The 24,977-nt window shown below is 65.6% G+C and carries 19 protein-coding genes and 2 pseudogenes; 16 read left to right on the forward strand and 5 right to left on the reverse strand.

Going from position 1 to position 24,977, the window contains the following annotated elements; translation table 11 throughout:
- Positions 1–270: 270 nt before the first annotated feature.
- The 10 genes from LCM15_RS06460 (at position 271) to LCM15_RS06505 (ending at position 11,965) form a co-directional block, all read left to right on the forward strand.
- A complete protein-coding gene (locus LCM15_RS06460; protein ID WP_224854496.1) occupies positions 271–1,245 on the forward strand; it encodes a TRAP transporter substrate-binding protein in 975 nt (324 codons plus the stop codon).
- 45 nt (positions 1,246–1,290) lie between these two features.
- Positions 1,291–2,388, forward strand: coding sequence for a glycoside hydrolase family 105 protein (locus LCM15_RS06465; RefSeq protein ID WP_224854499.1), 1,098 nt, complete (start codon positions 1,291–1,293; stop codon positions 2,386–2,388).
- Between the two features lie 665 nt (positions 2,389–3,053).
- Complete coding sequence (locus LCM15_RS06470) at positions 3,054–4,508, forward strand: glycosyltransferase family 2 protein (RefSeq protein WP_224854502.1); 1,455 nt, start codon at positions 3,054–3,056, stop codon at positions 4,506–4,508.
- Positions 4,509–4,518: 10 nt separating this feature from the next.
- On the forward strand, positions 4,519–5,430 hold the full coding sequence (locus tag LCM15_RS06475; RefSeq protein WP_224854505.1) for a glycosyltransferase family 2 protein: 912 nt from the start codon (positions 4,519–4,521) through the stop codon (positions 5,428–5,430).
- Positions 5,427–6,467, forward strand: coding sequence for a glycosyltransferase (locus LCM15_RS06480; protein ID WP_224854508.1), 1,041 nt, complete (start codon positions 5,427–5,429; stop codon positions 6,465–6,467). The genes LCM15_RS06475 and LCM15_RS06480 overlap by 4 nt, the downstream gene beginning before the upstream one ends.
- Before the next feature lie 18 nt (positions 6,468–6,485).
- Positions 6,486–8,537: a catalase gene (locus tag LCM15_RS06485; protein ID WP_224854510.1), complete on the forward strand. Its 2,052-nt coding sequence runs from the start codon at positions 6,486–6,488 to the stop codon at positions 8,535–8,537.
- Positions 8,534–9,571 (forward strand): glycosyltransferase, encoded by a 1,038-nt coding sequence (locus LCM15_RS06490; RefSeq protein ID WP_224854513.1) that lies wholly within the window; start codon positions 8,534–8,536, stop codon positions 9,569–9,571. The genes LCM15_RS06485 and LCM15_RS06490 overlap by 4 nt, the downstream gene beginning before the upstream one ends.
- Positions 9,568–10,659: an acyl-CoA dehydrogenase family protein gene (locus LCM15_RS06495; protein WP_224854516.1), complete on the forward strand. Its 1,092-nt coding sequence runs from the start codon at positions 9,568–9,570 to the stop codon at positions 10,657–10,659. Before LCM15_RS06490 ends, LCM15_RS06495 begins: the two co-directional genes overlap by 4 nt.
- Positions 10,656–11,378, forward strand: a complete 723-nt coding sequence (locus tag LCM15_RS06500; protein WP_224854519.1) for a PIG-L deacetylase family protein — start codon at positions 10,656–10,658, stop codon at positions 11,376–11,378. Before LCM15_RS06495 ends, LCM15_RS06500 begins: the two co-directional genes overlap by 4 nt.
- Complete coding sequence (locus tag LCM15_RS06505; protein ID WP_224854521.1) at positions 11,375–11,965, forward strand: class I SAM-dependent DNA methyltransferase; 591 nt, start codon at positions 11,375–11,377, stop codon at positions 11,963–11,965. The genes LCM15_RS06500 and LCM15_RS06505 overlap by 4 nt, the downstream gene beginning before the upstream one ends.
- Here LCM15_RS06505 and LCM15_RS06510 read toward each other — a convergent pair.
- Complete coding sequence (locus LCM15_RS06510; RefSeq protein ID WP_224854523.1) at positions 11,947–12,735, reverse strand: Crp/Fnr family transcriptional regulator; 789 nt, start codon at positions 12,733–12,735, stop codon at positions 11,947–11,949. The two genes, LCM15_RS06505 and LCM15_RS06510, sit on opposite strands and share 19 nt — an antisense overlap.
- A gap of 438 nt (positions 12,736–13,173) precedes the next feature.
- Between LCM15_RS06510 and LCM15_RS06515 the strand changes: the two genes are divergently transcribed.
- From LCM15_RS06515 to LCM15_RS06525, 3 genes are all read left to right on the forward strand, one after another.
- The gene (locus LCM15_RS06515) at positions 13,174–13,590 is read left to right on the forward strand and encodes a CopG family transcriptional regulator (protein WP_224854526.1); all 417 of its coding nucleotides are present in this window, start codon (positions 13,174–13,176) and stop codon (positions 13,588–13,590) included.
- A gap of 26 nt (positions 13,591–13,616) precedes the next feature.
- Positions 13,617–14,696, forward strand: a complete 1,080-nt coding sequence (locus LCM15_RS06520) for an alpha/beta hydrolase family esterase (RefSeq protein WP_224854529.1) — start codon at positions 13,617–13,619, stop codon at positions 14,694–14,696.
- Positions 14,697–14,881: 185 nt separating this feature from the next.
- Positions 14,882–15,409 carry a DUF998 domain-containing protein gene (locus LCM15_RS06525; protein ID WP_224854532.1) on the forward strand — a complete coding sequence of 176 codons (528 nt, stop codon included), beginning with the start codon at positions 14,882–14,884 and terminating at the stop codon, positions 15,407–15,409.
- On the opposite strand, the pseudogene LCM15_RS06530 reads toward LCM15_RS06525, so the two are convergent.
- Both LCM15_RS06530 and LCM15_RS06535 read right to left on the reverse strand, forming a co-directional pair.
- Positions 15,406–16,572 (reverse strand): annotated as a pseudogene (locus tag LCM15_RS06530) (IS3 family transposase). The gene LCM15_RS06525 and the pseudogene LCM15_RS06530 sit on opposite strands and share 4 nt — an antisense overlap.
- Before the next feature lie 362 nt (positions 16,573–16,934).
- A complete protein-coding gene (locus LCM15_RS06535) occupies positions 16,935–18,491 on the reverse strand; it encodes a sulfatase-like hydrolase/transferase (RefSeq protein ID WP_224854535.1) in 1,557 nt (518 codons plus the stop codon).
- Positions 18,492–19,543: 1,052 nt separating this feature from the next.
- Here LCM15_RS06535 and LCM15_RS06540 point away from each other — a divergent pair.
- Entirely contained in the window at positions 19,544–19,996 is a 453-nt protein-coding gene (locus tag LCM15_RS06540) for a hypothetical protein (protein WP_224854538.1), read from the forward strand.
- 278 nt (positions 19,997–20,274) lie between these two features.
- Here the strand turns inward: LCM15_RS06540 and LCM15_RS06545 are convergent, their stop codons facing one another.
- Together LCM15_RS06545 and LCM15_RS06550 are read right to left on the reverse strand one after the other, a co-directional pair.
- Positions 20,275–21,696: a multicopper oxidase family protein gene (locus LCM15_RS06545; protein ID WP_224854541.1), complete on the reverse strand. Its 1,422-nt coding sequence runs from the start codon at positions 21,694–21,696 to the stop codon at positions 20,275–20,277.
- Entirely contained in the window at positions 21,659–22,081 is a 423-nt protein-coding gene (locus LCM15_RS06550) for a c-type cytochrome (protein WP_224854543.1), read from the reverse strand. Before LCM15_RS06550 ends, LCM15_RS06545 begins: the two co-directional genes overlap by 38 nt.
- A gap of 1,047 nt (positions 22,082–23,128) precedes the next feature.
- Between LCM15_RS06550 and LCM15_RS06555 the strand changes: the two genes are divergently transcribed.
- Together LCM15_RS06555 and LCM15_RS06560 are read left to right on the forward strand one after the other, a co-directional pair.
- Positions 23,129–23,968, forward strand: a complete 840-nt coding sequence (locus tag LCM15_RS06555; RefSeq protein ID WP_224854546.1) for a DUF6692 family protein — start codon at positions 23,129–23,131, stop codon at positions 23,966–23,968.
- A 243-nt stretch (positions 23,969–24,211) separates the two neighbouring features.
- Positions 24,212–24,977: pseudogene (locus LCM15_RS06560) on the forward strand (IS3 family transposase); the annotation flags it as partial.

Here is a 24,977-nt window from a genome sequence, read left to right on the forward strand (position 1 = left end):
GTGGTGGTTTTGGCATTTTTTAGCGAGCGGGAGACCAAAAGCCCAAGCACTGTTCGCTTCACCCCCGCGCCATGACTGAAAAGTACGAACCATAATAGCGGCTTAAGGCCGCACTTCCCAAGCGCGAGCAGCAAAACGCGAGCATGCAAAATAATTACATATAGCAATTTGTTTTCATGATCCTCATGTTTCCGGCGTCTTCGGCATCACGCCGGACGATGACCCGGCGCCATCCGCTGGAGGGGGGGCGCTTTTCCAAGGGAGGACGACATGACATTCAAGACACTTGCCCTTTCCGCGACCGCAGCGCTGGCCCTGTTTGCCGGAAGCGCGGATGCGAAAACTCGCCTGCGCCTCGCGAACTCGCTTTCCGAGGACCACCCCACGAGCACCGCATTGCAACAGTTCGCAGATGAGGTGGAAGAGAGAACCGACGGTGAAGTCACCATCCGCGTTTTCCTCAACGGCGTTCTCGGCTCCGAGCGCGAGGTGCTCGAGCAGCTGCAGAACGGCGCCGTCGACATGACCCGCGTGAGTGCCGGCAACCTCGAGAACTTCGATCCGGTCTTCAAGGCTTTCACCCTGCCCTACATCTTCACCAGCGAAGACCAGTTCTATCGCGTGATGACGGGACCGGTGGCCGATGAGGTCTACGCCGCGACCGAAGGCAGCGGCTTCACCGGCCTGACCTTCTTCGACAGCGGCGCGCGCTCGTTCTACACCAGCGACAAGCCGATCGAGACTCCCGCCGACCTCGAAGGCGAGAAGATCCGGGTGATGAACTCCAACAGCTCGATCCGCATGGTCGAGATGATGGGCGGCACCCCGACCCCGATGCCCTACGCTGAAATCTACACGTCCCTTCAGCAGGGGGTCATCGACGGCGCCGAGAACAACGTCACTGCGCTGACCATCGGCCGTCACGGCGAGGTCGCCAAGTACTACAGCCAGGACGAGCACCTGCGGGTTCCCGACTTCCTCGTGATCTCGAACGCGGCGATGGACAAGCTGACCGAAGAGCAGCAGGCCATCATCAAGGAAGCTGCGGTGAACGCCACCGAAGCGTTCCGCGGCATCTGGGCCGAGGCGATCTCTGACGCCCGCGCCGAAGCCGAAGAAATGGGCGTGACCTTCGTCGAGCCCGACCAAGCGCCGTTCCGCGAGAAAGTCATGCCACTGCTCGATGAGTATCGCGACGATCCCGATTTCGGCGACGTGCTCACCCAGATCCTCGAAACCGAGTAAGCCGCACGCCCGACTGGGCCGCCCCCGGAAGAATAGAATAGCGACATGATGACCGAGACTGTGAACCTGCAAGACGACATTCGAGAGAAGATCGCCCTGATCGTCTCCGGGCTGCGCAACCTTCGAGACGAGGGGCGTTTCGACGAACCCAACCTCGATGGCACAGCGGGGGACTACGTCAGCTTCGACAGTTGGGAGTGGCCGCAGGGGGTTGGCCTCTATGGCATCGCGCAGCTCTGGAAACAGACCGGGGATGCCGATGCGCGGGCGCTGCTGGAAGACTGGTACGACACCCAGTTTTCCCGCGGCCTGCCCAAAATGAACGTGAACACGACAGCGCCGATGCTGGCGCTGTCGATCCTCTGGTCGGAAACCCGCGACCCCAAATGGGAGCCGGCAATGCGCGACTGGGCGCAGAAGCTGCTCACCGAGGCCCCGCGCACCGCGGGCGGTGGTTTCCAGCACGATGTGTCGGACAAGATCAACGAAGGCGAGCTCTGGGACGACACGCTCTTCATGCTGGCGCTGTTCCTTGCCAGCTACGGTCAGGCGAGCGGCCAAAGCGAGCTCGTCGACGAGGCGGCCTACCAGTTCCTCGTGCACACCCATTACCTCGCCGAGCGCGAGACCGGGCTCTGGTTCCACGGCTGGACCTTCGACGGCAACCACAACTTCGCCCGCGCCCGCTGGGCCCGCGGCAACAGCTGGATTTCCGCCGGCGTGCTCGACCTCTTCGATCTGGCAGAGCTCGACCCGGCCACCAAGCGCTTCCTGTCGTGGATCGTGACGTCGCAGCTCGAAACCCTGCTGAGCTATCAGTGCGAAAGCGGTGCCTGGCGTACGCTTGTCGACGATGAAACCTCCTATGAAGAGATCTCCGCGACGGCCGCGATCGGCTACGCGCTGCTCAAGGCGCACCGCCTTGGCCTCGGAGACGCGCGCTGGCGCGACGGCGGGATCAAGGCCCTCAAGGCCGTCCTCGCCAACATCGACAAGGACGGGGTCGTGCAACAGGTGTCCTATGGCACGCGCATGGGCCACGATCTGCAGTTCTATCGCGACATCCCGATCCAGCCGACGGGCTACGGCCAGTCGATGGCCCTGCTGTGCCTGGTCGAGGCCCTCAATCACGAGGCGGTGTAAGACCGCCCCTCCCCTCGGAAGCGTCAGGTTCGCCGACGCTTCCGATCTCCTGCGAAAGGCCGGGCCGTCGGTGACCTGCCACGGCCCCTTCCCCTCCACGCCCGCGACCTGCCCCCGATTGGCCTTTGCGCCGGTCCGTGAGTTTGGGCGAACGCCCGACGCGCGCCGTGCTCATCTCTCGGGCGATTTCGGTGGAGAGCAGCAAAGCGTCGTCAGCCGGGGCCGGTGATCGAAGGCCCAAAGCGACCGACTCCGTCTCTCAATTGACAAGCCTTCCTTCCGGTCTCTCCGGTTGAGCGTCTCCCGGTTCCGTGCCCAGCGCGTCCCCTCAGAGCATGGCTTGAAGCGCCCGCTTTCTTGACAGAGCTCCGCAATGCACGGCCGGAAAGCGAATGATCCGCTCTTCGCTCACCCGGCTTTTCGGCTTTATCAGCCCCCCCTTTCAGACAGCAGGCGGCGCGCAAGACAAAAGGTCTCGCGGGCGTCTCACGGCACTGAAACCCGTATAGCGCGAAAAACGCAGGAGAAATTCTGCCGCGCCAAAAGCGGTGCGCGCGAAGCCGCGCAAGGTAACAAATGTTGCCGGAACCTTGGATCGAAGCCGCAGTTTTCCTTGCAGCGCTGCCTCCCACCGAACGGTGGCGCGCTTCACAAGGAACCACACCATGTCACCACCCGACGGGCGATGCGCCTTTTTGGGACTGATGGCGCTTGCCATGCTGTTGCCGACACTGGCTCTTCCGGTGGTCGCGATGGCCATTCTTTTGCAGGCCATGCTCGGGGCGCTGAACCTCCATGCCGGGTTTGGCCTGAAGCGCCGTGCGCCCGAAGCGGCACCCCGGCCGGCCGCGTCACAGCGGCTGCATTTCTCCGTGCATCTGGCGACCCATAGCGAACCCTCCGCCGTGGTCGCGCGCACCCTGCATGCCTTCGCGCGGCAGGATGATTGCCCGGAGTTCGAGGTCATCGTGCTCGACAACAACACCGCCGATCCGGCACTCTGGCGCCCGGTCGAGACGCTGTGCCACGCCCTCGGCCCCGCGTTCCGCTTCTACCACGAAGAGGGCGTCACCGGGGCCAAGGCGGGCGCGCTCAATATCGCGCTTGCACGGACAAGCCCCGCCGCCACCCACGTCGTCGTCGTCGATGCCGACTATGAGGTCACGCCGGATTTCCTAGCCATCGCGGCCCAGGAGCTGCAGCGCGGCGGCGACGCCTTCGTCCAGTTCCCGCAGGCCTACCATGGCGACGCGGGCCCCGCTCAGGGCCTGTCACTTGAGCTGGCGGACTATTTCCTGCGCCACGCACGGCAGGCGAACCTCGCAGGGGCGATGTTGCTGACCGGAACCCTCAGCGTCATCAGTCGGCCCGCGCTCGAGACTGTCGGCGGATGGAGCGCGCGGAGCCTCACCGAGGATGCCGAGCTTGGCCTGCGCCTCCACCGCATGGGGTATCGCGGGCGGTTCGTGGACCGGATCGTCGGACGCGGTTTGCTGCCCCTCGATCTTGGCGGCCTGAGCCTGCAACGGTATCGCTGGGCGGCTGGCAACATCGACACGGCCCGTGGCGTCTTCGGCGGGCTTCCGGGGCGCACGACGCTTCAGCTCTTCGCCCAGCTCACCGCCTGGACGAACCTCGCGCTGCCCTGCACCGCCACGCTGATCGGCGGCGGCGCGGCGTTGGCGCTGGGGCACCACGTCGAGGCAAGCCGCCTGCTGGTCACGCTGTCGGGGATCGGCCTCGTGCTGGTGTACCTCTCGGCGTGCCTGCCCATGGTCCTCGGCATGGTCGCCCGCGGCCGCCCGTCGGTGAGGGCTTTCGGGGTGGCATTGACGGCGCGGGCCGCAATGATCCTGCCATCGGCGCTAGGGACCGTGGACGCCCTGATGGGCCGGCCCGGCAGTTTCCAGCGGACCGCGAAGGACGTCAGTCAGGCTTCCGATGCCGTCGGGCCGATGCTGCCTGCGCTGGCGCTCTGCGGAGGCGTCCTGCTGGCCATCCCGCACCTGCCTGCCGCCGCCGCACTTGGCGCGGTCCTCGTGGCGCTGCCCTATCCGCTGTCCCTCGCCACGCGCCGCCGACTGGTCGCCTACCGCTCCGCCCTTCCCGCCACCGCCTGAGGACCATCTTATGACACCGAGCGTCACGATCGTCATTCCGACCTACAATCGCGCCCTCACGCTTCCGCAGGCCATCGAGGCGGCACTGGGGCAGTCGCACCCCCAGACCACGGTGATGGTGGTCGATGACGGATCCCGCGACGAGACAGGCGCCGTCCTCGCGCGATACGCCGATCATCCCCGGTTCGTCGGCGTCAGCCTTGTCGGAAACGTCGGCACCGCGCAGGCAAAGAACGTGGGCATCGCCCTCAGCACGACCGACGCCATCACCTTCCACGATTCCGATGACCTGCCCCACCGCGACAAGGTCATGCGGCAGGCGCGCGTTCTTGGGAACGAGACCATCGGCGCGCATCCCTGCCTCAACTGGCGCCTGTCGGGCCGGGAGCCTGAAACACGCATCCAAGTGGGCGGTGTGCTGTCCCACCATGAGCTCATCCTGCCCGATGGCGAGCGCGTCGAGATCCGCCGCACCCTCAGCCTCGTCGACGACTTCTTCCCGAATCTGCAGATGGCCGCCGGCGTGCCGGGAGACTGGACGCATGTGAACTCCGGCCTGTTTCACCGGTCGGTCTTTGACCGGCTCGGCGGATTCTCGGACTGCATCGAAGAGGACCGGGAGTTCCGCAACCGGCTGATCATGGCGGGCGAGGTGCTCTGGGTCATTCCCGAGATCCTGCTGACCAAGATCGAGACCCCCGACAGCCTGACCCAGGCGGGCGCGACGGATTACGACAGCCCGCAGCGCATTGCCGATCGCAAGCGGGTCTGGGACGCGGTGGCCCGCTGGTTCGCCACCCGCGAGGTCGATCCGGTGCCGATCGACCTTTCCGGCATCAGCATCCGGTCCTGCACCAACCCGGCCCTGTGTGACCGCGGCGCGCTGGCCCGGTTGACCGCGCCTCGGGACCGTGTGGCATGAGCGGCGGGATCACCTTCGTCGATGTGCTCGCGCCCCGCCCCTATAGCGGGGCGCCGGGCGCGCTGAGCGGGCTTGGCGGGACCGAGGCGACCTTGGTGCGCATCGCCGAGCGCCTGGCCCCGGCCCGTCGTGTCACCGTGCGCCAATCCGCGAGGCTGTGGCACGATGCGCTGACCGGCGGCGTCAGGTACGGCGGGCTCGACCTCAGCCATCCCCTGCCCGAGGCGCCGGGAACCATCGTCGTGATCAATTCCTGGAAGGTGGCGCCCAGACTGGCGCGCCTGCATCCCGGGGCGCGGGTCATCGTCTGGCAGCACGTCTTTCCCGGTCGCCACAACCGGGCGCTGGCCCCTGCCCTGCGCGCCGCCGGGGTGGAGCTCGTTTGCGTGTCTGCCACCCATGCCAACTGGCTGCGCGGGTTCCTCGGGCCCGATGCGCCCGCCATCGGTCATATCCACAACCCCATCGCCGACGATCTTCACCCCGACGACACGCCGCGCGATCGCGACCTGCTGCTGTTCGCCTCCTCGCCCCACAAGGGGCTTGGGCAGGTCTTTCGCAGGTTCGAGGCGCTGAAGCGCCAACTGCCCGCGCTGCGGCTCGCCGTGGCCGACCCCGGTTACCTCGCATGGTCGACCGGGCCCGTGCCGGACGGGGTCATCCCGCTCGGGCGGCTCGAGCCGTCCAGCCTGATCGGCTGGATGCGCCGCGCGCTCTGCCTGTTCTACCCGCAGGACCAGTTCGCCGAGACCTTCGGCCTGGTGATCGCCGAGGCCAATGCCGTCGGCTGTCCGGCGCTGCTTCACCGGGGCCTCGGCGCGAATGACGAGGTCGCCTCGGATCAGAGCCAATGCATCGACACCGCCGACGGCACCGCCGTCGCCGCGCAGATCCTGCAGTGGCGCGAGGCCACCGGCCTGCGCCCCCTCGCCGCGGCGCGGCCGGAATTCCGGTTGAGCCCGGTCGCGGATCAATGGGCGGACCTGCTTCGTCCCGCCGCGGCCGATCACCCCCGACTCCACGCCATCACAGACTGAAAAGGGAAAGTTCTTACCATGAAAGACGACACCACCCCCCGCAAGGGCACCGGCGGCGAAACCCATCAGGTCGCAGACGACAATCATGAGACCATGACGACGCAGGTCGGCATGCCGATCTCGGACGACCAGAACACGCTGAAGGTCGGGCAGCGCGGACCGCACCTGATCGAAGACCAGGTGTTCCGCGAGAAGATCTTTCACTTCGACCACGAGCGCATTCCCGAGCGCGTCGTGCACGCCCGCGGCTATGGCGCCCACGGCACCTTCGAGCTGACCGAGGACCTCTCGGACATCACCCGCGCGAAGGTGCTGACCGAGGTGGGCGAGAAGACGGAGGTCTTCGTGCGCTTCTCCACCGTCGCCGGCAACAAGGGCTCCGCCGACCTGGCCCGTGACGTGCGCGGCTTCGCGGTGAAGTTCTACACCAAGGAAGGCAACTGGGACCTCGTCGGCAACAACATCCCCGTGTTCTTCATTCAGGACGCGATGAAGTTCCCGGACCTGATCCACGCCGCCAAGCAGGAGCCCGACCGCGGATTTCCGCAGGCGCAGACGGCGCATGACAACTTCTGGGATTTCATCTCGCTGATGCCGGAAGCCATGCACATGGCGCTCTGGATCATGTCGGACCGGACCATCCCGCGCTCCTTCCGCTTCATGGAGGGCTTCGGTGTGCACACCTTCCGGCTGGTCAACGCCGAGGGCAAGTCGAGCTTCGTCAAGTTCCACTGGAAGCCCCGGCTGGGGATGCAATCCGTTCTCTGGGACGAGGCGGTCAAGATCAACGGCGCGGACCCCGACTTCCACCGCCGCGACCTTTGGGACGCAATCCAGAAGGGCGACTACCCGCAGTGGGATCTTGGCCTGCAGGTCTTTGACGAGGCGTTCGCCGAGAGCTTCGATTTCGACGTGCTGGACGCCACCAAGCTGATCCCCGAGGAGCTCGTCCCGGTGCGCCGCGTCGGCACGCTGACGCTGAACCGCATGGTCGACAACTTCTTTGCCGAGACCGAACAGGTCGCGTTCCAGACCGGCAACATCGTTCCCGGCATCGACCATTCCAACGACCCGCTGCTGCAGGGCCGGAACTTCTCCTACCTCGACACGCAGCTCAAGCGGCTTGGCGGGCCGAACTTCAACCACATTCCGATCAACGCGCCGAAATGCCCGTTTGCCCACCTGCAACAGGATGGTCACATGGCGATGCACAATCCCAAGGGCCGGGCGAACTACGAGCCGAACAGCTTCGGCGAGGGCCCGCGCGAGGACCCCGAGCGCGGGTTCACCTCCTACCCGGCCGAGGAGGCGGGGGCGAAGCAGCGCGTCCGGTCCGAGACCTTTGCCGACCACTACAGTCAGGCCCGCCAGTTCTACCTCAGCCAGACCGATGTCGAGAAAGGGCATATCGCCGACGCCTTCGTCTTCGAGCTCTCGAAGGTTGAGCACCTGTCGATCCGGCAGCGCATGGTCAGCCACCTGATGGTCGTCGACGGCGATCTTGCGAAAACCGTCGCCGACGGTCTGGGGATGGCAGACCTGCCGAACCCCGCCAAGCCCGCGCGTGACGTGGTCGAGACCAAGGCGTCGCCCGCGCTCAGCATCCTCGCCAACGCGCCCGACAGCTTTGCCGGCCGCAAGCTTGGTGTCCTGGTGACCGACGGGATCGACGGCGGCGTGTTCGAGGCGCTCAAATCGGCAGCCAAGAGCGCCGGAGCGCAGGTCACGGTGATCGCCGAGAAGGTCGGCGGCGTGACCACCGCGCGCGGCAAGACGATCGCCGCAGACGAAAAGCTCGACGGTGCGCCGTCGGTCCTGTTCGACGCGGTGGCGGTCCTCGCCTCCGAGGATGGCGCGGCCCGGCTTGCGGGGATGCACGGTGCCCGGAACTTCCTGGGCGACGCGTTTGCGCACATGAAGTTCATCGCGCTGACGGCAGAGGCCAAATCAGGCTTCTGGTCTGCCGCCATCCCGGACGAGACCGACAAAGGCGTCTTCGTCCTCGAGGGCGAGCCGGACGACTTCATCGCCGCATGCAAAGCCCTGCGCTTCTGGGAACGGGCGGAGTGAACCGCCGCCCCTGCCCTGCGCGCAGCCTTGCGTTCGGACCGGAGGCGCCGTGGTCGGCGGCGATCACGGTGCCGGCGCGAAACGAGGCAGAGCGCATCGTGCCCTGCCTCGAGGCGGCGCGCAGGGCGTTGCAGGGTCGCGGTGGCCTCGTGCTGGTGGTCAACGGCTCGGACGACGCGACCTTTCCGCGTGCCCGGGACTGGTTCGCGGCCACCGGCACGGCAGGGCTGCTGTTCGATCTGGCCGACACCCCGGAGGGGGGTGTCGGCGCGGTGCGCAGGCAGGCGGTCGCTGCCGCTGCTCCCCGACTTACTGACGACGGCGTGGTGCTCACCACCGATGCCGACAGCCGGGTGTTTCCGGACTGGCTGGATGCCAACCTCTCCGGGCTGACTCAAGCCGACCTAATCTGCGGCTCCGTTGTCCCGGACCCAGAGGAATTCGCGCAATTGCCCCTGATCATCTCGCAGCGCGGCGCAGCCGAGGGCGAATACGTCGCGCTGACCCTTGCGCTCCGCCAGTTGATCGATCCGCTGGCGCACGACCCCGACCCCGGTGGGATCGGGGCGGCGGGCGCCAGCCTCGCGTTCCGGATGCCGCTCTATAGCGATACCGGCGGCATTCCGGCGCTGCCCGGCAACGAGGACCGCGCCTTTGCCGCCCTCGCGGAGGATCGTGGCTGGCGCGTCCGCTATAGTCATAAGGTGCGCGTCTCGACCTCCTGCCGGCTGGACGGGCGGGCGCCGGGCGGGATGGCCGACGCGCTGGCGCAGCGCATCTCCGACCCCGATCCCATGGTGGACAGCGCGCTCGAACCCGCCGACCAGACGGTGCAGCGCTTGCGCCTGCGGCGTGCGCGGCGGGAGGGCGTGGTGCAGTTCGGCCCGGACTCGCTGCAGGTGGCGCGGATCGCGAAGCAACTGGCCGAACTGGAACACCGCCGAATGCGGCTGTCGGACGTGGAGCGCGAATTGCCCCGTCTCGCCGCGGCGGTCCGCGCCGCGCAAGCCGACATGGAAAGGCTGACCGCATGAGACAAGGCCCCGCGACAGCGACAGAAACACCGACCGAAGCCGACGCCCTCAAGGCCGTCGCGGAGGGGGCGCTGGACGCCGATGCAGGCGCCCGCGACCTCTCGGAAGACATGCGCCGGCTTGCCGACTCCGGCATCCTCGCACGGCTCTGCACCTTCGAGGGAGGTCCAGAGCAGATACGGGCGCAGGCCACCCTGCTGCGCCGCATCGGGCGCGCGAGCCTGTCGGTCGGACGTCTGGCCGAGGGGCACATGAACGCCCTCAAACTCGTCACCCTCTACGGCACCCCCGAACAGGTGCAGCGCCACATCAGCAATGCACGGAATGGGGCGATCTACGGCGTCTGGGGCGCCGATGCCGCGCCGCCGGTCACCGTCTCGGCGGAACTCGACGGACGGCTCCGCCTTGCCGGGGGCAAGCGCTTTGCCTCGGGCCTTGGAACAGTCAGCCATGCGGTGGTGACGGCGCAGTATGTCGATGGCCTGCGCCTTGCCCTCGCGGAGGTGACGCACCCAGAGCGCGCGGATGCGAGCGCGTGGGACACCTCGGGAATGCGGGCGACGGCCTCGGGCAGCTACGATTTCAACGGCCTCACGGCAGAAGCTCTCGGCGCGGCGGATGCGTACCTGCGCGAGCCGCATTTTCAGGGTGGCGTCTGGCGCTATGCCGCGGTTCAGACCGGTGGGCTAGAAGCGCTGGCCGAGGAGGTGCGTCGCGCCGTCAGCGCCACGGCTTCTCCGGGTGAGGCGCAACTGCACCGTCTGGCCCGGATCGCCGGGCTGGCCCATCGCGCCCGGCTGATGGTCGAGGACGCCGCACTTCGGGTCGAGACACCCGGCGCGGGGCCGGAGGCCGTCGCGCTCAGCCTCGCCGCGCGGGAGGAGGTCGAGCAGGCCTGCCTCGACGGAATCGCGCTGGCCGACCGTGCGCTTGGCACCCGGTCCTTCGCCAAGGGGCAGCGGGCCGAACTGGTCCGCCGCGACCTCGGGTTCTTCCTGCGGCAGGCGGATCTCGACGGCAAGCTGCGGCAGGTCGGCGCGGCGCTTTGCGCGGCCAAGGCCCCCATCGGCGAGGTCTGGGCAGAATGATGACCTTCACCGAGATTGTCGCGCAGGCCGAAGGCGCGCCTTATGCCCAGCTCGCAGAGCTGACCGGCCCCGGGGACGTGCTGGTCTTGGCGCCCCACCCCGATGATGAATCGCTGGCGATGGGCGGCGCCATCGCGGCGGCCTCCGCCGCCGGCCACCGCCTGCACATCGCGGTCGTGACCGATGGTGCGATGTCGCACCCCAATTCCAAGGCCTATCCCGCCGCGGCCCTCTCGGCGTTGCGCAAGGCGGAGGTCGAGACGGCGGTTCAAATCCTCACCGACGGGCGCGAGAGCCCCATCTGGCTGGGCTATCCCGATCAGGGGGCGCCGGACCATCCCGACGGGTTTTGCGATGTCGAGGCCCGGCTGGGTCAACATCTCGGGGGCGTCACGGCGATCTGGACCACCTGGAACGGCGATCCGCACAGTGACCACCAGCGTGTCTGGCGACTGGCGGCTTGGATGGCGGAGCGGCTGGGCTGTGCGATGTTCGCCTGTCCGGTCTGGGGACAGGTGCAACCGCCCGTGGCAGGCGCTTCGAGTGTCGGTCTCAGGCGCTTCGAGACGACAGCGTTCCGCGACCTCAAGGCGCGCGCCGTTGCCGCCCACGTCTCGCAGATGACCGGGCTGATCGACGACGACCCGTCGGGCTTCCGGATGCCACGGGACCTCGCCGCGCATTTCGTCGCGACCGATGAGATCTTCATACCCGCATGACCCGCGACGCCGCCTCCTTCGACCGCCTCTACCGCGAGAGCGCGGACCCGTGGGACTATGAGACGAGCGCCTACGAGGCCGAGAAATACGCCCGTTGCCTCGCCCTGCTGCCCTCCCGCCGCTTCGCCCGCGCGCTGGAGGTCGGATGTTCGATCGGGGTGATGAGCGAGAGCATCGCGCGCCGCTGCGACAGCCTTCTCGGGCTTGATTTCGCCCCCACCGCTGTCGAAAGGGCGCGCGCCAGGCGTATCCCGGGCGCCCGGTTCAAGGTTGCCGCGGTTCCAGACGCGTGGCCCGAGGGTCAATGGGACCTGATCGTGCTGTCGGAAGTGCTCTACTACCTCTCCCCCGACACGCTCGACGTGGTCATCCGTCAGGTCGTCGACAGCCTCGCGCCCGACGGTGCGTGCCTCATCGCGGGCTACCTCGGCCCAGCCGAGACGACGCTAAGCGCGCCCGAGGTCGAAAGCCGGTTGCTGGCCGCGCTCTCAGCCGCCCGCCCGGAACACGACATTCGCCGCGATGCGGACACCACCTGGATCGCGGCGGTCTTCGCCTGCCACGGCCCTCAGTCTTCGGGGGCGTAGAGGTAGGACGGATCGAAATGCGCCAGTCGATGCAACAGCGCCCTGTCGTGTATCTCGGCATAGCCGTCCCGGATCGTGCAGGCGCCGCTCTCGCGCAGCTCGCGGCAAACGCGACTGACATGCACCGGAGAGATCCCTGCAATCTCGGCCAAATCGGACCTCAGAAGAGGCAAGGGGAAGCGGTCGACCTTGGTCTCTCGGGCGTCCTGCAGCCGCAGGTCCATCTCGCTCACGAAATCGGCCACCGAGGCCAACGCGCGCAAGCGGCTGGAGCGGAAAATCCAGTGCCGATGGATCGAGGCGTCGATCATGGTCAGACCCCAGAACTGCCGCGCATGATCCGCGGATCGTTCGATGATCCGGTCCAACGCGGCGTGTGGGAAGATCGCGATCCGCGCCGGCGTCAAGGCGCCGATATCGTGGTCCAGACGTTTCAGCGGCAGGGCGTGCAGGTCGACGAAATCCCCCGGCACGGACAGGGCAACGATGGCGCTTTGCGGCTCGTTCCGGTTCGAGCCGCGGACGTACCGCGCCATCAACCCGTCCAGCAACAGCGCGCTAACATCGAGCTTCTCCCCGGCCCGCGAGAGCATCTCGCGCGCGTCGAGCAGTCGTATCTCGGAACAGGCGGCACGTAACAGCTCCCATGAGTCCGGCTCCAGCCGCCGCACGACGCCGCGCCGGTCCTGTTCCGTCAAATCGCTTCCAACGGCCTTCGGGACCGTCGTTACAGTCGCGCGTTCCGGCCTGCCAGACCATTCGCCTTTCATCCATCGCCTCCTTTGCGGCAGTCGACCTGTTCAGCACTCAGCGTTCAAGAATGTCCCCTGCCGGGCCTCGCTGACGCGCTACAAGTCGAACGCCCATACCGAAACACCGTTCCCTTTCCGGCCGGAGGCCCTCGGGACCCGGGGCCTTACCTTGCGCGGAAGGAGGCAAGTCCCCCCGAACTGGCCATGCGGACGGGCAGTCGATCATCGCGCCCCAGTCTGCGCCCGGCCAAGCGGCCAGAAACCACCGGGCAACGGAGGACTTTGCGACGGCGACCTCTCAGGCAGCGAAGCGGGCACGCGTCTGCCCCAGCAAACAGGCTCAGGCCCGTGCTCGAGACAACTGTTCAGCAGATGGTACCGCGAAAAGATGTGCCGTGCCTCTTGCGGTTCAGGAAAGAACATCCATTTACCATCCATGCAGATGGAGAACGGATGATGGCCGAGATCAGACAGCTCAGGGGCAAGCAGCCCGACAACGAGAAAATCACCATCAATCTCGGATTTGTCGATCTGGGTCGCATCGATCTGCTCGTGCAGGAAGGGTTCTACTCGAACCGGAGCGACTTCATCCGCACGGCCATCCGCAAGCAATTGGATACCCATGGAGAGGCCGTCGACCGCTCCATCGAGCGCCACACCATGGAGCTTGGCCTTCGGGACTTCGACCGGGCGGAGCTTGAGCAGCTGCGCGCGGCCGGCGAGGTCCTGCATATCAAGGTGGTGGGCCTTGCCCGCATCGGCTCAGACGTCACGCCCGACCTCGCCCGGGCGACCATCGGCTCGATCACCGTCCTCGGCAGCCTCCAAGCCTCCGCGGACATCAAGAAGGCCCTCGCCGACCGCATCCTGTAACGTCGGCTCTCACAAGGACGGACCAGATGATCAATTTCAACGTCGGCGCATGGCGCCCGGCGACCGGACAGGCGCGCGCGGCGCGACTTGCCTCGGCCAACGACCTCGTGACCCGAACCCTCGCCCAGCACGGCCTGACGAGCGGATCGGGGACCGCGTCCTCCCACGGGGATGGCAGTGAGACGATGCGCTCGGCCCTTTCGGGGCTGATGGCGCGCCTGCAGCCCGATGGAGGGCCCGCGACGCCGCCCGCCGACATTCCGAACGGCGCCGCCTTTGCCGAAGACGCGTTCACCTGCGCCGCCGGAACGCGCCGCTACCGCACCTATTTGCCCGCCTCCGCGCGGGAAGGGATCACCGGGCTCGTGGTGATGCTTCATGGCTGCACCCAGACCCCCGAGGATTTTGCCGCCGGCACCGGCATGAATGCCCTGGCCGAGCAGCACCGGTTCGTCGTCGTCTATCCGCAGCAATCGCGCGGCGACAACGCACAGTCCTGCTGGAACTGGTTCAGCCGCGGCGACCAGATGCGCGACAGGGGCGAGCCTGCCATCCTCGCCGGCCTGACGCGCGAGGTCATCGCCCGCCATGCCATTCCCGCGGACAAGGTCTTCGTGGCGGGCCTGTCGGCGGGGGCCGCCATGGCGGTCATCCTCGGCGGCGCCTACCCGGATCTCTTCCACGCGGTGGGCGCGCATTCGGGTCTGCCCGCGGGGGCTGCAAAAGATGTCACCTCAGCGTTCTCGGCGATGGCCGGACGCGAGGCGGGCAGCGCACCACGTGACACGCCCACCCGGACGATCGTCTTCCATGGTGACGCCGACGCCACCGTTCACCCGTCCAACGGCGCAGCGATCGTCCGGCAGGCGCTCGAGGGCGGCCCGGCGCAGAGCCTTCAGACCGACGCCGAGCGCGCTGCGGGAGGGCGGAGCTATCGGCTCAGCACGACCTACGACGCCGACGGGGCGGAAGCAGTCGAGCATTGGGTGATCGAGGGCCTGGGACATGCGTGGTCCGGGGGGCAGGCCGGAGGCAGCTACACCGATCCGAAAGGTCCGGATGCGAGCGCCGAGATGGTGCGCTTCTTCTTCAGCCCATCCAGCTGACCGCGCCGCCGGAGCACTAGGCCCGAGCCGATATCGCGCGCAGCAGTTGCCCCTCACGTGCAATTGCTGCCGCCCTGCTCCGGCCGCGAAACCTGCGGCCGCGAATGGCGGCGATCAGAGCAAGTCGATCAGAAGTGAACCAATGGGCCGCAGGACTGTTGGTCCTTCAGTCACGAGGAGGTCTAATGCGCCCGACCGAAGAGACCGCTCGCCAGATGTCCGCCGAAGCCGCCGAGCAGCCGCTTCTGCTCTATGCGCTCTCTGTGTTCGCCATGTTCGGCTGCCTGGCGCTTGCAGCGTCCATCCTGATCGCGGACATCGTCGTTCCCCACCATGACTGGATCGCCGACACGATCAGCGATCTCGGCGCAGGGCGCTACGAACTCATCGTCGACACCGGGCTTTACGCCTTTTCAGCCGCATTGATCGGCCTCGCCGTCCTGGCCGCCCATGTCCACCTCGGCGCATGGGACTGGAGCATCGGGATCATCTCGGTCGTTGTCTTTGGCCTGCTGGTCTTCCTGATCGGGGGCCGCAACGAGTACGGCGACAATGACAACGATGGCTGGGTGATCCAAACCTATCTCGTGTACGCGCTGGGCGCGGCGATGGCCGTCGCCTGCTTTTCGATGGCACGCGGCGCCGCACGCGCCAGCCCCCGGTACCGCACGATCCTGAGCTGCCCCCATCGGGTGGTCCAGGTTAAATGCTAATGCATGGTCGGCCTTCGATCTATAGGGATGAAGGCCTCTGGCGCCGGCGCCCGATATCCGAAAACGCTATGCGGCCGGTCCCTGTTGTAGTGTTTTCGCCATCTTTCGATGGGGATTTGCGCCTCCTTTAACGAGTAGAAGACCTCGCCATTTAGCAGCTCATCCCGGAAGCGCGCATTGAAGCTCTCGCAATAGCCGTTCTCCCAAGGTGACCCCGGCTCGATGTCGGCGGTCTTTGACCCCACCAGCTCGATCCAGTCGCGGACCTTCTGCGCTATGAACTCGGGACCATTGTCAGACCTTATGAACCGCGGCGGACCGCGCTGGATGAACAGATCGGTCAGGGCGTCAATGACATCGGTGGAGTTCAGTCGCCTGTCGACACGGATCATTAACGTCTCCCGCGTATATTCATCGAGGATGTTGAGCGTCCGGTAGGCCCGGCCATCACTGGTCCGGTCCTGCACGAAGTCGTAGGACCAGACGTGGTTGGGATGTTCAGGCTTCAGCCGCACGCAGGAGCCGTCCACTGCCCGGCAGTGCATCACGAAGTGATGTCACGAGAGGGTTCAGCCAGAGGCGGCCGCGTTTCTTCTGCTTGTGCGGGACCCTGAGCCCTTCGCGCCGCCAAATGCGCGCCACCCGCTTGTGGTTCACCTGCCAGCCCGCTCGGCGCAGCAGCACGGCGACCCGGCGGTAGCCGTAGCGGCCATACTCCCGGGCCAGCTCGATGACGTCGGCGGTCAGCCGCGCCTCGTCTTCCCGGCCCTGTGGTGGCTTGCGTTGCGTGGAGCGGTGCTGGCCAAGCACCCGGCAGGCCCGGCGTTCGGATATGCCGAGTGTGTAGCACACATGCTCCACGCACTCGCGGCGGCGCGAAGGGCTTAGAAGTTTCCCTGAAAAGCCTCGGTCAAGATCAGCTTCTCAAGCGTCAGGTCAGATACCGCCCGCCGCAGCCACAGGTTCTCCTTCTCGAGCTCCTTCAGCCGCGACAACCGAGCCCGGTCCATCCCGCCATACTGCTTCCGCCAGCGGTAGAACGTGTGCTGCGATATCCCGATCTGGCGCACCGCATCGGCCATCGACAGGCCTTGGCCGTGCAACACCTCGACCTGACGCAACTTGGGGACAATGTCTTCCGGCTTCTCTCGCTTTCCAACCATTCCGTAGTCCTCCTGTTCGCCGAAATCCTATCGAATTTCAGGCTTCGTGGGTGGAACACTTCAAAGGGGCTGGCTCATACTCTTCGCTTCTATCCTCTGATGTGGAGCAAAGGAATTCAAAGCAGGAACCGCTGAGCTGACGTTAGAAAGTGTGCGCCGCAGGTCGGCAAAGGGCCGGGATCGACGGCACACCTGGGGCACGTGTCTGCGCCCCGCCGCACAGCTTGCAGCCCTAACTCGCCATAAGTCTCGAGTTGCGCAGGCCGGCGAAGCGGGCCCTCCCCCCTCGAATCGAAAATCTCCCGGCCCGTTGGGGCCGAGAGACACAGCATCAGTGGCAGCCGAAGGCTTGAGACTGCCGGTTATTGCGGCGGCGGCGCAGCTTCCATGATCTGTTGCGACATGTCCTCAACCGAGGTCGAGAAGCTGGCGATGCGCGGCGGGAACTCTTCGAAGGACTCCACGAAATTGTTCACGAGCCCCAGCGCCGGGCCGATTGCCCACGAATGGTTCTCCTGCCACTCGTCGAACCCCCGGGCGTCGTGAAAACGCTCGAACGGGTCAAGGTCGAGCCGGGTGATCAGCGGCGAGGTCATCTCGTATTGATGGCCATTGAACCAGCGATCCTGACTGGTGAAGAGGAATTTCCACTCGCCATAGCGCAGACCGTGGAAGGTCGTCTCGGTGAAGAAGAAGAACTCCTGCCGGTTGGATGGGCCCGACTGGGTCAGGATCGGGGTCTGGTCGTAGCCGTCGAGATGAACCTTGAAGGTCTTGTCTCCGATCTCGGCGCCTTCGAGCAGTTGCTCCTTGATGTCCGGCTTGCCGAGCTGAGACATGATGGTGGGGATCCAGTCCTCCATGCTCATCAACTCGCCTGTCGTGCTGCCTTCGGGAACGAGCCCCGGCCACTTGACCATCATCGGGACCTTGAAGCCGCCCTCGTAGCCACCCACGCCCTTTTCGCCACGGAACGGCTGATTGCCGCCGTCCGGCCAGGAATTCGATGCCGCGCCGTTGTCGGTCGAGAACATCACCATCGTGTTGTCGGCGATGCCGAGCTCGTCGAGCAGATCCAGCAGCTCGCCCACGTCGTCGTCGAGCTCGACCATGCCGTCGGCGTAGACGTTTCCAAGGCCGGTGATGCCGTCGTAGTGCTCATTGAGGTTGGTGCGATAGTGCATCCGGGTGGTGTTGTGCCAGACGAAGAACGGCTCATCGGCCTCGGCGGCCTCGGTGATGAACCGCTTGCTCTCTTCCAGCACGTCCTGATCGAGATTGCGCTGCACGTCCTGGCCGAAGTCGCCCAGATCCTCGATCTCCTGCCCGCCGTCTTCGGTGGCAAAGCTGTGGATGATGCCGCGTTGCGCCAGTCCCGCCTCCTCGAAAGCCTGCGCGGGATAGTCATCCTGTTCGACATACTCGCCGGCGTTGAGGTGATAGAGGATGCCGAAGAACTCGTCGAAGCCATGGTTCGTCGGCAAATGCGTGTCCTGGTCGCCAAGATGGTTCTTGCCGAACTGGCCGGTGCGATAGCCTTCGGCCTTGAGCATTTCCGCCAGGGTGGGGTCTTCTTCCGAAAGCCCTTGCGGAGCGCCCGGAAGACCGACGGTCGAAAGGCCCACGCGCAGTGGATACTGGCCGGTGATAAAGGCTGCGCGACCTGCGGTGCAGGACGCCTGCGCGTAGTGATCCATGAACAGCATGCCGTCCTCGGCGATGCGGTCGATGTTGGGGGTTTCGCCGGCCATCATGCCCCGGTGATAGGCAGAGATGTTCCACATGCCGACATCGTCGCCCCAAATCACGAGGATGTTCGGGGGATTTGTGTCATCCTGTGCGCTGACGGCGCCGCCGATGCATGTCGTGAGCGCTGCAATGGCGATCAAACCGAAGGGGTTTCTTCCAAAAAATCTCATGGTCGCCTCCACCTCTCCTCACCAGACGTTCAGCCATTCAATGGTCGATGACGGGACCTGAGCTGCCGAGGAAGGTTATGTGTCTCAGTACGTTATACTCATAGTTGTTAAGCTTGGACCTGAGCTCACCTTTGAGTCAAGTGAACATTCTATGTCGGCGAACGACATGAACCCGTATCGGAAGATGCTTGGGTTCTCGAGCTCGGCGCCATCCTCGCTCGGCAGGCCCGAAGAAGAAGAGTTGGCCAGTAAAGTCATGGTAATCTGTTTCAACAGCTTGAGGAATTCAGCGAGGCCTATCGCTGTGCCCCGCCCCGCCCTGCCGGCAGCTAAAGGATCATGATCTCAGAGGAGCCACGTCCGCTTTCATGCACATCGCTGCCATTCGTCCAGGACGCAGCGAAGGTCGGTTGTCCGCCCGCCTCTTTCGCAACTTCGCGGGCGCAGCGCGAGTCGAGCACATGCGCCGAACGGCGGGAAGGTCCGCACTGCCGACCTTGGATCGCTGGGAATGCTGCGGCGAGGCCCTATTGGCCGCTTTGGTGGAACCGCGCCGCGGCGCCCACCAGGACAGCGAAGGTCCGCTCTGGGCCGAATACTACTGCTCGGTCGCCATGTAGGCGCACACACCGCCACGTCAGAAAAGTCTGCTCAACTCGTGCGGCATCGCCAAGAGGGCCACGCCTGCATCTCTAAGTCTCATAGACAAAGCGCCCTGTGGCCGCCGCGGTCGCCGCTGCCGTCGACAAGAGCCGGCAGGACCTGACGAACACGGTGATCAATGCGGGTGTGAGCGCGGGCGTGGCGCTGTCTGGGCCAATCGCGTTTGGCCTCGCGGGACAATGGAGATTGGCCTTCGGGGCTTTCGCCGCCGTCGCGCTGGCGCTGGCCGTCGCGTCCGCCAACTCTCTTCCTGCCGCCTCGGGCGGCGGTCGCGCAGGTGGCCTTCCCCCGATGACGGGACCGGTCCTGCGGCTGATCTCCGCCTCCTTCCTGATGGGGCGGCGAGCACCGCGCTATGGTCCTTCGGGGGCCAACTCGTCGCGGAGCAGATGGGCTGGGGGGCGACCGGAACCGGCCTTCTCTGGACCTGCATCGGCATCGGGGGGCTGGCCGGAGCCGGGGCCGGCACGCTCCTTGGCTCACTCGGTCTCGACCGCGTCCACTGGGCCTTCCTCAGCCTGATGGCAGCCAGCATCCTGTCGGTCGGCTTCGGCCTCGGCCCGATCCCTACGCTCGTCGGAGGAGCCGTTTTCGGCGCGGCCTACGTGATGCTCACGGGGGTCTACCTCATCTGGGGCACTCACGCCCTACCGGACCGGCCTGCAACCGGCCTCATGGTCGGCTTCCTGACCATCGCCGTGGGCCAGACCGTCGGCGCTCCTCTCTTCGGACGTCTCTTGGCGGGGCCGGGCCTCGCCTCCGCCGTCATAGGTTTCACCGCCGTCGCACTGATCGCCGGGGCCTTCCGGTCAGGGTCGATGGTCGATGGCGCAACTGCGTAGCCCGGGCGCGACCGGCACTTTCGCGAAACGTCGTGGAAGGGCTCGCTCCCGACCTTCGCTGCATGGGCCATAAACGTGAGCCCACCCCGGAGCGGCAACTCCTTTCACTGCCGCTGATGGACGGCAGACCCAAATCGCCGTCGTGCTGCTATCGCATTGGACATCAGCCGACCACTAAGATGACCAATTTGCGGGTGCTGACCACGGCCTGACCGTGGGTCCGGCGGCACGGGGGAGGTCCCCGCACCGCTCACTTCCGCGGCCGTCGAGGGGGCCCTTTAGGCCACCTCGATCCAGTTCGTCATCCCCGAGCCCGCATGGCCGAGCATGTGGCAATGCAGCAGCCATTTACCGGGGTTGTCGGCGACAAAGGCGATCTCCGCGCTTTCCTGCGGCATAACCAGCACCGTGTCGCGCATCGGGCCCAGAGACCCATCCGCCGCGACCGTGCGAAAATGCATGCCATGCAGATGCATCGCATGCGGGAACACGGTGTCGTTGACCAGCCGGATGCGGGCGGTCTCTCCCCGCGCGTAGCGGGCAAAAGGCGCATCTCCAAGTCCCACCTGGCCGGCCAGCGCCCAGAACTGCCCGCGCTGCACCAGCTGCTGGAAACCCATGTCTTGACCCTCGAAGCGGGCGGAGGCCATGCCGCGCATAGCGCCACCCTCCATCCGCATCTGGCGGATTTCCGCATCGGCGAGCCCAGTCACCTCCATACGCGGGTTCGGCGGTAGAGGGGCGGGTGCCCCGCGCGTGGCGCGGCTCTTGCGGCCGGTCACGGACACCTCGGCCAGCGCCTGCCAGCTGTCATCGTCGGCGTAGCTGAGCAGCGCGGCGGGCGTGCCCTCGTCGGCGGTGACATCAACAATCAGATCGACGCGCTGCGCCGGAGCGAGGATGATCTCGGCGCTCACTTGCTCGGGCTGCGCAAGCGGCATGCCATCAAGCGCCACGGTCCAGCCCCTCATCCCCTCGAGCCGCAACACGAAGATCCGGGCATTGGCGGCGTTGATCAGCCGAAGGCGCAGGCGCTCGTTGCGTTGCGCCTCGAGCGAGAAGTCGTACCGGCCGTTGATCCCCACAAGATTGCCCATGCGCCCAGCGTGGCTGCGCATCATCGGGTTTCCGAAGTTCCCGGCGAAGCTGCCGGTCTCCGGGTCGAGCAGCCAATCGTCGAGCATCAGCACCTCGTCCCGATCAACGTCGGGCGGCGCACTTTCCTCGACGATCAGTGCGCCGGAGAGGCCGCGCGCGACCTGCTCCATGGAGTTGGTATGCGCGTGGTACCAGTAGGTCCCAGCATCCGGCAGCTCGAACGCATAGTCGAAGGTGCCGCCCGGCGGCACGGCGTCCTGCGTCAGCCCCGCAACGCCGTCCATCGCGTTATCGATGCGGATGCCGTGCCAATGCACAGAGGTCGGCACCTCCAGATCGTTGACCAAGCGCCGCGAAAGGCGGCTTCCCTGTTGCAAGCGGATTTGCGGTCCCGGAAGCAAGCCGTCATAGCTCCAGACCTCGGTCGCCGGATAACCCTCGGGCGCAAGCTGGACGGTGGCCGCGCGCGCCGTCAGGCGGGACGACTCCGCCTGTGCCCATGCGGGCCGTGTCAGCGGCGCCGCGGCAAGTCCGGCGCAGAAGGCGCGTCGTGTGAAGCTCATCTCAGTTGATCCCGTTTGCGCGCTGCAGCTCTCGGACATAGGCGATGATCGTCTTCACCTCGGCCTGGGTCAGCTGGGGCTGCGGCGGCATGTTCCCGAATTCCCAGTGGTGTGCCCTGACACCTTGCTGCGCCGCGACAAGAAAAGCCATGTCGCCATGATGCGATGGCTCGTAAATCTTGTGAACCAGCGGCGGACCGAAGCCCATCTTGCCGGCGGCGTTCTCACCGTGGCAGGCGGCGCAGACAGCATCAAAGGCGCGTTTGCCGAGCTCGGCCTGTGGTGTAAGGGCGCTTGGTCGCGTAACCGTCACCACGGCGGCGCCCTCCTGCGACGTGGCGGTTTCGGGCGTGGCGGGCCAGAAGGCGTAGCCGATGGCCCCGATGCAGGCGGCACCGAGGGCGGGAAAGGCGTATTTTTTCATGACTTGTCCTGATCGCGGCCAGTTTGACTGACCTGGATTGCTGGGATGACCGGACGAAATCCGGCAACTGCAACCGCGTCAGGCGCGCGGGGGTGGTGGCTCTGCGCAGGAGCTGATCGAATTGCCGAAGATTGCCTCTGGAAGGGAGGTGGAAAGCGCTCCGACTCCGGGAAGGTCAATGTCGTGCAGCGGCGATGCTTCGGTCGCGGCGCAACAGGCGGTGTGGTGCGCACACACGCCATCCGAATGCAGGGCGTCTCCCTCTTCCGTCAGGCAGCACGTGCCGTCATGCATCGACGCCGACGCAGCTGAAACCCGAGCGGTCAACGGCCCGATCGAAAAAGCCGCAAGCAGAATGATGAGCCAAACGAGACGCAAGGGACCTCCTCCGATGCGGTCATATCGCAGGGGCGCGCCTCGACAGTCAAGGCCGCGCCAATATGTGCCTCCGGAAGTCCGTAGCACTCGAGGGACCACAAGATGCCCTGGATGACGCGCATATTTCCTGAGGTTCCTCTGATGCTGTGATGGCTCGACACAGTGCGGCGAGAGGCTCCCAATCCTGTCATGCCGCCGCGGTCATTCACCGCTCTGAGCGATATTCGGCGCCCGACTTGCCGGTCGCTCTGGTTGCCCGCCGGACGCCATGCCGCTCGGCCAAAGGGTCCCGAAGATGTCACTCCATGGCGGGTTTGCTCCCATGCCTCTCCCACTGGCAAACTCTTCTGCACTTCCCGTCAACGAGGCACGTCCTCGGGCTCCAACCAGTTCAAACGGGTGTTCTCATGATCGTCGATGCGGAATGCATCTGGGCGTCGTGACCTTCCAGTGGGCAAAGGTCGCATTTTTATCTGGTCACAACCGGAGAAGCTTCGGATGAGCACCTGCAAGGTGGAAGACACGAGCTTCGGGCATTGCGTTTCCACCATTGAGACAGTGCTCGCCATTGCGGAATCCTGAGCCACTCCCCGTCTCTTGGACAGTTTCCGGGAACCCTCCAGCGCTGGAAGGCCGTTGAGCCAAAAAGCGACAGGCCTGGAGGTGCCGATGACCTACTCCCGTTTCGCCCTCATGATCCTCGCCTCGACGGTGATTATGTTCGGGCTGATGTATCTCAACACCTACGCTTTCGAGCATGTCTTCTTCAGCGAGACCCGCGTTTACATGGCGATCGTCATGGGGGCGACCATGGCGTTCGTGATGCTTGCCTTCATGGCAGCGATGTATCCCAGTCGGGCCGTCAATATCGCCATCTTCGCGGGCAGCATCGTCGTCTTCGCCGGCACGCTCTGGCTGGTGCGCAGCCAGGTGACCGTGAATGGCGCAAGCTACATGCGGGCGATGATCCCCCACCATTCGATCGCCATCATGACCTCCGAGCGGGCCGGCATCGAGGACGCAAGGGTGCGCAAGCTCGCCGACGGCATCGCCACGGCCCAGAAGAAGGAGATTGCCGAGATGCGCGCGCTGATCGCCGATGTCGCCGCGGGCAACGTGGTGCGCGAGATCTACGAGGATCCGCCTGCGCAGCAGGGCAGCCTGCAGGACGCTCTCAGCAACACGCTCCTGTCGACGCTCGATCCGGCGCCGCTGAGTCCCGAAGAGGCCGGTGAGGCGATGCCCGAGGGAGAGACCTGCGCCTTCCGCCGTACCCGCACCGAGAACCCGGTACTGATTGCCGCCGCCGATGGCAGCGCAGCCGTCACCAAGCTCAACGGCGTCGTCCTTTCGTTGAATGCAGGCGATGCCGAGCTGTCCTACAGCACCGAGGGGCTGGAGATGGCCGTCGAGCCGGTGGACGCAATGCGTTCGGATAGCCAGCTGACTTTCAGGCTCGATCCCGGCCCCGAGGCGACCTACCGCGGTTTCTGGTCCTGCAGCGGGTAAGCGTTTCTGGACGCAGTTTTTGTCGCGGTTCCCTTATCTGGCGGAAATGCTTGGCACGCCCGCGACACGAGGAGCATATCTTCTCTTACGCAGGGGCTGCCGAAAACTTCGGCTCGTCCGCAATGAAAGACGGCCCGATCCGCCATCCGGGCGGCAGATACTTGGCTGACAGGAAGGTGTGTCATCCTGAATAGCCCCGTGTAACGTGGACGCCTTCTTTGCTAATTTTGAGGCGAGGAGGCCATGATGAGCAGCACCAAGTTCAGCGACGATTTCAAGAGAGACGCCGTCGCGCAGATCACCGAGCGGGGCTATCCGGTCAGGGAAGTGTCGGAGCGTCTCGGGGTCAGCGCGTATTCGCTCTACGCCTGGAAGAAGAAGTTCGCGAAGGCGTCATCCGGTGACGCTGAGAAAGAGGCGGAGATCCGTCGGCTCAAGCGTGAGCTTCTGAGAGTGACGGAGGAGCGGGATATCCTAAAAAAGGCGACCGCGTATTTCGCCAGGGATGCAAAGTGAGATACGCGTTCGTGGCCGAGCATCGCGGACAGTTCTCTGTCAGGGCCATGTGCCGCTGTCTGCGCATACAGCCGAGCGGGTTCTATGCCTGGCTGAAGGCACCGCTGAGTAAGCGAGCTCAAGAAGACAAGCGGCAGACCGAGATGCTGAAGGAGGCGTGGGTGGACAGCGGCAAGGTCTACGGCCATCGCAAGCTGCATGATGACCTTCTCGAGCAGGGCGAAAGCATCTGCCTGAACCGGGTCGCCCGCCTGACCAGCTTGGCCGGCATCAAGGCGCAGATCGGCTACAAGCGCCGACCGGGGAAGTATGGCGGCAAACCCTCGATGGTCGTCGACAACACACTGGACCGGCAGTTTGAAGTGGCGACACCAGACAGCGTTTGGGTGACCGACATCACCTACATCCGCACGCAGGAAGGCTTTGCCTATCTCGCCGTGGTCATCGATCTGTTCTCGCGTCGTGTCGTCGGCTGGTCGATGCAGAGCCGACA

It is taken from the genome of Salipiger bermudensis (assembly GCF_020171625.1).
GTDB classification, from domain to species: domain Bacteria; phylum Pseudomonadota; class Alphaproteobacteria; order Rhodobacterales; family Rhodobacteraceae; genus Salipiger; species Salipiger bermudensis_B.